This window comes from Streptococcus oralis (assembly GCF_001579025.1).
Classification (GTDB): domain Bacteria; phylum Bacillota; class Bacilli; order Lactobacillales; family Streptococcaceae; genus Streptococcus; species Streptococcus oralis_X.
Genome location: NZ_KQ970235.1, coordinates 603,329 through 609,724 on the forward strand (window position 1 = coordinate 603,329; position 6,396 = coordinate 609,724).

Sequence of the window (6,396 nt, forward strand, 5' to 3'; positions counted from 1 at the left end):
GCAAGGGCTTACCTCTACAAACGCGGATTGACAGATGATGTTCTAAAGCACTTCCAGATTGGACTGGCTCCAGCAGAGAGAACTTATCTCTATCAACGTTTGGCTGACAAGTTTGAGGAAAAGGATTTATTGGATTCGGGCTTGTTTTATCTGTCAGATGGTAATCAATTTTATGATATTTTTTTTGGACGGATCATCTTTCCTTTGACCAATGACAAGGGGCAGGTTATTGCCTTTTCAGGTCGTATCTGGCAAGAAACGGACAGTCAGACTGCCAAATATAAAAATAGTCGCTCGACTGCAATTTTTAACAAGAGCTACGAATTGTATCATTTGGACAAGGCAAAAAAGGGAACAGGTAAGATTACAGAGCTCTATCTGATGGAAGGCTTCATGGATGTGATCGCAGCCTACCGTGCTGGTATAGAAAATGCTGTAGCTTCCATGGGAACAGCCTTAAGCAAGGAGCATGTTGACCACCTCAAACGCTTTACCAAAAAAATTGTTCTCAGCTATGATGGCGACAAGGCAGGGCAGGCAGCAACAGCCAAGGCTCTAGAGGAATTAAAAGACTTCTCAGTGGAGGTTGTTCGAGTACCTGATGCCATGGACCCAGATGAGTATTTACAAAAGAATTCTCCTGAAGATCTGGCTTACCTTTTAACCAAGACCCGGATTAGTCCTATTGAGTTCTATATTCACCAGCTAAAGCCTGAAAATAGTGATAACTTACAGGCGCAAATTGAATTCATTGAAAAGATTGCACCCCTAATCGCCAAAGAAAAGTCTATCACTGCCCAGAATTCTTATATCCACATTCTAGCAGATAATCTCCCTTCCTTTGATTACCAGCAGGTGGAACAGATTGTAAATGAAAGTCGGATTGTTCAAAGGCAGGAAAGAGTCAAAGAGGAGCACCCTCCAGCAGCGATTAGTTTACCTGTAACGCGCCAACTGACAGCAGTCATGAGAGCAGAAGCTCATCTCCTCTATAGGATGGCTGAGAACCCAGTTGTGTTAAATGACTACCGATTAAGAGAAGATTTTTTCTTTGATACCCCAGAATTTCAGATTCTTTACGAATTATTAAGTGAGCAGGGAGAAATCGGCTCAGAGGAGCTTTCTCATCAGACACCTGAGGTTGAAAATGCTTGGTACCACGTGCTTAGTCTGGATTTGCCAGCTGAGATGTCGCCTCAAGAGCTAGTAGAAGTCGAAGCGACTCGAAACCGTGCCCTCCTCAGCAAGGACAACTTAAGAATTAAAAAGAAAGTGCAGGAAGCTAGTCATGTAGGAGATACAGACACAGCCTTGGAAGAATTGCAACGATTGATTTCCCAAAAGAGAAGAATGGAGTAATAATGGCAACAAAACAAAAAGAAGTAACCACATTTGATGTGCAAGTAGCAGACTTTATCCGTAACCACAAAAAAACAGGAACAGCAACAGATGATGAAATCAATTCAAGTCTGGTTATTCCTTTCACCCTCGATGCAGACGGCATTGAAGACCTTTTGCAACGGATTCAGGATGCTGGAATTTCTATCACAGACAACGAAGGAAATCCAAGCGCGCGTGTTCTTAGTGCAGAAGAAGAACCAGAACTCAGTGATGAGGACTTGATTGGCTCAACTTCTGCCAAGGTTAATGACCCAGTCCGTATGTATTTGAAGGAAATCGGGGTTGTTCCTCTCTTGACCAACGAAGAGGAAAAAGAATTGGCTTTAGCAGTTGAGGCTGGTGATATCGAAGCCAAACAACGTCTTGCAGAAGCCAACCTTCGTTTGGTGGTTTCTATTGCTAAGCGCTACGTAGGACGTGGTATGCAATTTCTTGATTTGATCCAAGAAGGAAACATGGGCTTGATGAAGGCTGTTGACAAGTTTGACTATTCAAAAGGATTTAAGTTTTCTACGTATGCAACTTGGTGGATTCGTCAGGCAATCACTCGTGCCATTGCTGACCAGGCCCGCACTATTCGTATCCCTGTCCACATGGTTGAAACCATTAACAAGCTTGTCCGTGAACAGCGTAATCTCCTTCAAGAATTGGGACAAGATCCAACTCCTGAACAAATTGCTGAGCGTATGGATATGACACCGACAAGGTCCGTGAAATCCTAAAGATTGCCCAAGAACCAGTATCACTTGAAACACCGATCGGTGAAGAGGACGATAGCCATCTTGGGGACTTTATCGAAGACGAAGTGATTGAAAATCCCGTAGACTACACAACTCGTATCGTTTTGCGTGAGCAGTTGGATGAAGTCTTGGATACTCTTACAGACCGTGAAGAAAACGTCTTGCGCTTGCGCTTCGGTTTGGACGATGGGAAAATGCGTACTCTTGAAGATGTTGGTAAAGTCTTTAACGTGACTCGTGAGCGTATCCGTCAGATTGAGGCCAAGGCTTTGAGAAAATTGCGCCAACCAAGTCGCAGCAAACCCCTTCGTGATTTTATTGAAGACTAAGAGTGAGGAATAACATGGCTTATACAGAAGAGCAAATTGAAACGATCAAAACACGCATTTTAAATGCTTTGGAAGAAGTCATCGACCCTGAGTTGGGGATTGATATTGTCAACCTAGGTTTGATTTATGAAATTCGTTTTGATGGTGAAACAGGTCACACTGAAATTGATATGACCTTGACAACTATGGGCTGCCCACTGGCTGACCTTTTGACAGACCAGATACACGATGCGATGACAGATGTGCCTGAGGTAACCAATACCGAAGTTAAATTGGTCTGGTATCCAGCTTGGACAGTTGAAAAAATGAGCCGATACGCGCGTATCGCCCTAGGAATTAAATAAAGACTAAGAAAAATGCGAGAGACGATTGGAAAATAAGGTGATTTTATCCTTTTTCCTTTGGTCTCTTCTTTCTTTTGCTGATTTTCTGGAAATAAAATGGTATAATGAAAGATATGGAAAACGAAAAATTGCGTATTAATATGCTAAGTTCAAGTGAAAAAGTAGCTGGTCAAGGAGTGTCAGGAGCTTATCGAGAATTGGTTAGTCTCCTTCACCGTGATGCCAAAGACCAGTTGATTGTTACAGAGAATCTTCCTGTAGAAGCGGATGTAACTCATTTTCACACCATTGATTTCCCCTATTATTTATCTACTTTCCAAAAGAAACGCTCTGGGAGAAAAATTGGCTATGTGCATTTTTTGCCTGATACGCTTGAGGGGAGTTTGAAGATTCCATTTTTCCTAAAAGGAATTGTCAAACGCTATGTTTTTTCCTTTTACAACCGAATGGAACACTTGGTGGTGGTCAATCCCATGTTTATCGAGGATTTAGTGGCTGCTGGTATTCCGCGTGAAAAAGTAACTTATATTCCAAATTTTGTAAATAAAGAAAAATGGCATCCATTACCAGCTGAACAGGTTGCACAACTCCGGAAGGAAATGGATCTTGCGGAAGATCAGTTTGTCGTAATCGGTGCGGGTCAGGTTCAGAAACGTAAAGGAATTGATGATTTTATCCGTCTTGCTGAGGAATTGCCAGAAATTACCTTTATCTGGGCAGGTGGTTTTTCATTTGGTGGGATGACAGATGGTTATGAACGCTACAAGAAGATTATGGACAATCCACCAAAAAATCTTATTTTCCCTGGAATTGTGTCACCCGAACGGATGCGGGAACTTTACGCTATGGCGGATCTGTTCTTGCTACCAAGTTACAATGAATTATTCCCTATGACTATCTTAGAGGCTGCTAGTTGCGAGGCTCCTATTATGTTAAGAGATTTGGATCTATATAAGGTTATTCTTGATGGGAATTATCGTGCTACAAGTGATGTTTCCGAGATGAGAGAAGCAATCCTAGAATACAAGAATGACCCTGAAGCCTTAAAGGACTTGAAAGAAAAAGCTCGCGAGATCTCCAAAGAGTACTCTGAGGAGCATTTGTTGGAAATCTGGTTAAAATTTTATCGAGAACAGGCTGCTTTGGGCAAAAAGTGAGGTAATTTATGCGAATTGGTTTATTTACAGATACCTATTTCCCTCAGGTTTCCGGGGTCGCGACTAGTATTCGGACTTTGAAAACTGAGCTTGAAAAGCAGGGGCATGCAGTTTTTATCTTTACAACGACTGATAAAGACGTGAACCGATACGAAGATTGGCAAATTATTCGCATTCCGAGTGTTCCTTTCTTTGCGTTTAAGGATCGACGTTTTGCCTACCGAGGTTTTACAAAGGCGCTTGAAATTGCCAAGCAGTATCAACTCGACATCATTCATACCCAGACAGAATTTTCACTTGGTTTGTTAGGGATTTGGATTGCGAGAGAATTAAAAATTCCAGTTATTCATACCTACCATACCCAGTACGAAGACTATGTGCATTACATTGCTAAGGGTATGCTAATTCGTCCGAGTATGGTAAAATATTTGGTGCGTGGCTTCCTTCATGATGTAGATGGTGTGATTTGCCCTAGTGAGATTGTTCGTGACCTTTTATCTAAATACAAAGTCAAGGTTGAAAAGCGTGTCATCCCAACTGGAATTGAGCTGGCTAAGTTTGAACGGCCTGAGATCAAAGAGGAAAACTTGCAAGAACTTCGTTCGAAGTTGGGTATTCAGGAAGGTGAGAAAATGCTGCTGAGCCTTTCGCGTATTTCTTATGAGAAGAATATCCAAGCAGTCTTAGCAGCCTTTGCTGAGGTTTTGAAAGAAGAAGACAAGGTGAAGTTGGTTGTTGCTGGAGACGGACCTTATCTGGACAGTCTGAAAGAACAAGCAGAGAAATTGAACATACAAAAACATGTGATTTTTACAGGTATGATTGCTCCAAGTGAAACAGCCCTGTACTATAAGGCGGCAGATTTCTTTATTTCTGCTTCCACTAGTGAAACCCAAGGATTGACTTATCTAGAGAGTCTAGCCAGTGGAACGCCTGTTATTGCTCATGGCAATCCCTATCTTGAAAATCTGATCAATGATAAAATGTTTGGTACCCTCTACTATGGAGAACGAGAGCTTGCGGGCGCTATCCTTGAAGCATTGATCGCTACTCCTGATATGTCTGAACAAAAGTTGGCGGATAAGTTGTACGAGATTTCGGCTGAAAATTTTGGGAAACGAGTTCATGAGTTTTACCTTGATGCTATTATCTCAAATAACTTTGAACATGAGTTACATGATGGACAACCTGTCACTCAGCGCTTCTTAAAAACGATTCTCTATCTACCTCAACAGGCTGTTACAAGCCCAGTAAAAGAATCCAAGCGTATTTTAAGAGCGTCTCGAAAACAATTGTCTAGCATCAGAGATTATTGGAGAGACGAATTCAAATAATAGAATAAGAGGAAGAAAAAATGAAAAAATTAATGAGAAGTGGGAAAGATCAAAAAATTGGTGGAGTATGCGCAGGAGTTGCTCATTATTTTGATATCGATCCAACAATTGTTCGTGTCATTTGGGCTGTTCTTGCATTTTGTTATGGGACAGGAGTCCTTGCTTATATCATTTTATGGTTGATTGCACCAGTTTCAACAGAATATTAAATTAAAATTATATAGAAAAAGGAGAAGTTATGGCTTTTGGAGATAACGGAAAACGTAAAAAAACTTTGTTTGAAAAGGTGACACTTGTTGTCGTGCTCATCATGTTGTTTGTAACCCTTGCTGGTATCTTTGCAACTGCGCTTGGAGCTTTTAGTAGATTCTAAGCAAGCTACGAGGATAGAAACAATAACTAATGACTGGGTTCTCCCCAGCCTTTTTAAAGTGAGAAGAAAATATGAGTATGTTTTTAGATACAGCCAAGATTAAGGTCAAGGCTGGTAATGGTGGCGATGGCATGGTTGCCTTTCGCCGTGAAAAATATGTCCCTAATGGCGGTCCTTGGGGTGGTGATGGTGGACGTGGAGGTAACGTTGTTTTCGTGGTAGACGAAGGCTTACGTACCTTGATGGATTTCCGCTATAACCGTCATTTCAAGGCTGATTCCGGTGAAAAAGGAATGACCAAAGGAATGCACGGACATGGTGCAGAAGATCTTCGTGTTCGCGTACCACAGGGGACTACTGTACGTGATGCGGAAACAGGAAAAGTCATTACAGACTTGATTGAACATGGTCAGGAATTTATCGTAGCTCATGGCGGTCGAGGTGGTCGTGGAAATATCCGTTTTGCCACGCCAAAAAATCCTGCACCTGAAATCTCTGAGAATGGAGAACCAGGTCAAGAACGTGAGTTGCAACTGGAATTGAAGATCCTAGCGGATGTCGGCTTGGTCGGTTTCCCATCTGTCGGAAAGTCAACTTTGCTTAGTGTCATCACTTCAGCTAAACCTAAAATCGGTGCTTACCACTTTACGACGATTGTCCCTAATTTGGGTATGGTTCGTACACAGTCAGGTGAATCTTTTGCAGTAGCAGACCTTCC

At 41.9% G+C, this 6,396-nt stretch carries 7 protein-coding genes and 1 pseudogene; all 8 read left to right on the plus strand.

All coding sequences use genetic code 11. The features are described from left to right. A partial coding sequence (locus SORDD27_RS02840; protein WP_061427197.1) for a DNA primase occupies window positions 1-1,359 on the plus strand: 1,359 nt, incomplete at its 5' end. A 2-nt stretch (window positions 1,360-1,361) separates the two neighbouring features. After that, window positions 1,362-2,470: pseudogene (gene rpoD / locus SORDD27_RS02845) on the plus strand (RNA polymerase sigma factor RpoD). A gap of 14 nt (window positions 2,471-2,484) precedes the next feature. Continuing rightward, window positions 2,485-2,814: a metal-sulfur cluster assembly factor gene (locus tag SORDD27_RS02850; protein WP_000331930.1), complete on the plus strand. Its 330-nt coding sequence runs from the start codon at window positions 2,485-2,487 to the stop codon at window positions 2,812-2,814. Window positions 2,815-2,927: 113 nt separating this feature from the next. After that, a complete protein-coding gene (locus SORDD27_RS02855) occupies window positions 2,928-3,971 on the plus strand; it encodes a glycosyltransferase family 4 protein (RefSeq protein ID WP_025171818.1) in 1,044 nt (347 codons plus the stop codon). A gap of 8 nt (window positions 3,972-3,979) precedes the next feature. Beyond that, window positions 3,980-5,305 carry a glycosyltransferase family 4 protein gene (locus SORDD27_RS02860; RefSeq protein WP_042768665.1) on the plus strand — a complete coding sequence of 442 codons (1,326 nt, stop codon included), beginning with the start codon at window positions 3,980-3,982 and terminating at the stop codon, window positions 5,303-5,305. 20 nt (window positions 5,306-5,325) lie between these two features. Then, window positions 5,326-5,514: a PspC domain-containing protein gene (locus tag SORDD27_RS02865; RefSeq protein WP_000735790.1), complete on the plus strand. Its 189-nt coding sequence runs from the start codon at window positions 5,326-5,328 to the stop codon at window positions 5,512-5,514. Window positions 5,515-5,543: 29 nt separating this feature from the next. Further along, window positions 5,544-5,678, plus strand: coding sequence for a DUF4044 domain-containing protein (locus SORDD27_RS02870; protein ID WP_000863851.1), 135 nt, complete (start codon window positions 5,544-5,546; stop codon window positions 5,676-5,678). A 71-nt stretch (window positions 5,679-5,749) separates the two neighbouring features. Next, window positions 5,750-6,396: Obg family GTPase CgtA (gene cgtA / locus SORDD27_RS10160; protein ID WP_231069276.1), on the plus strand; the 647-nt coding region annotated here is incomplete at its 3' end.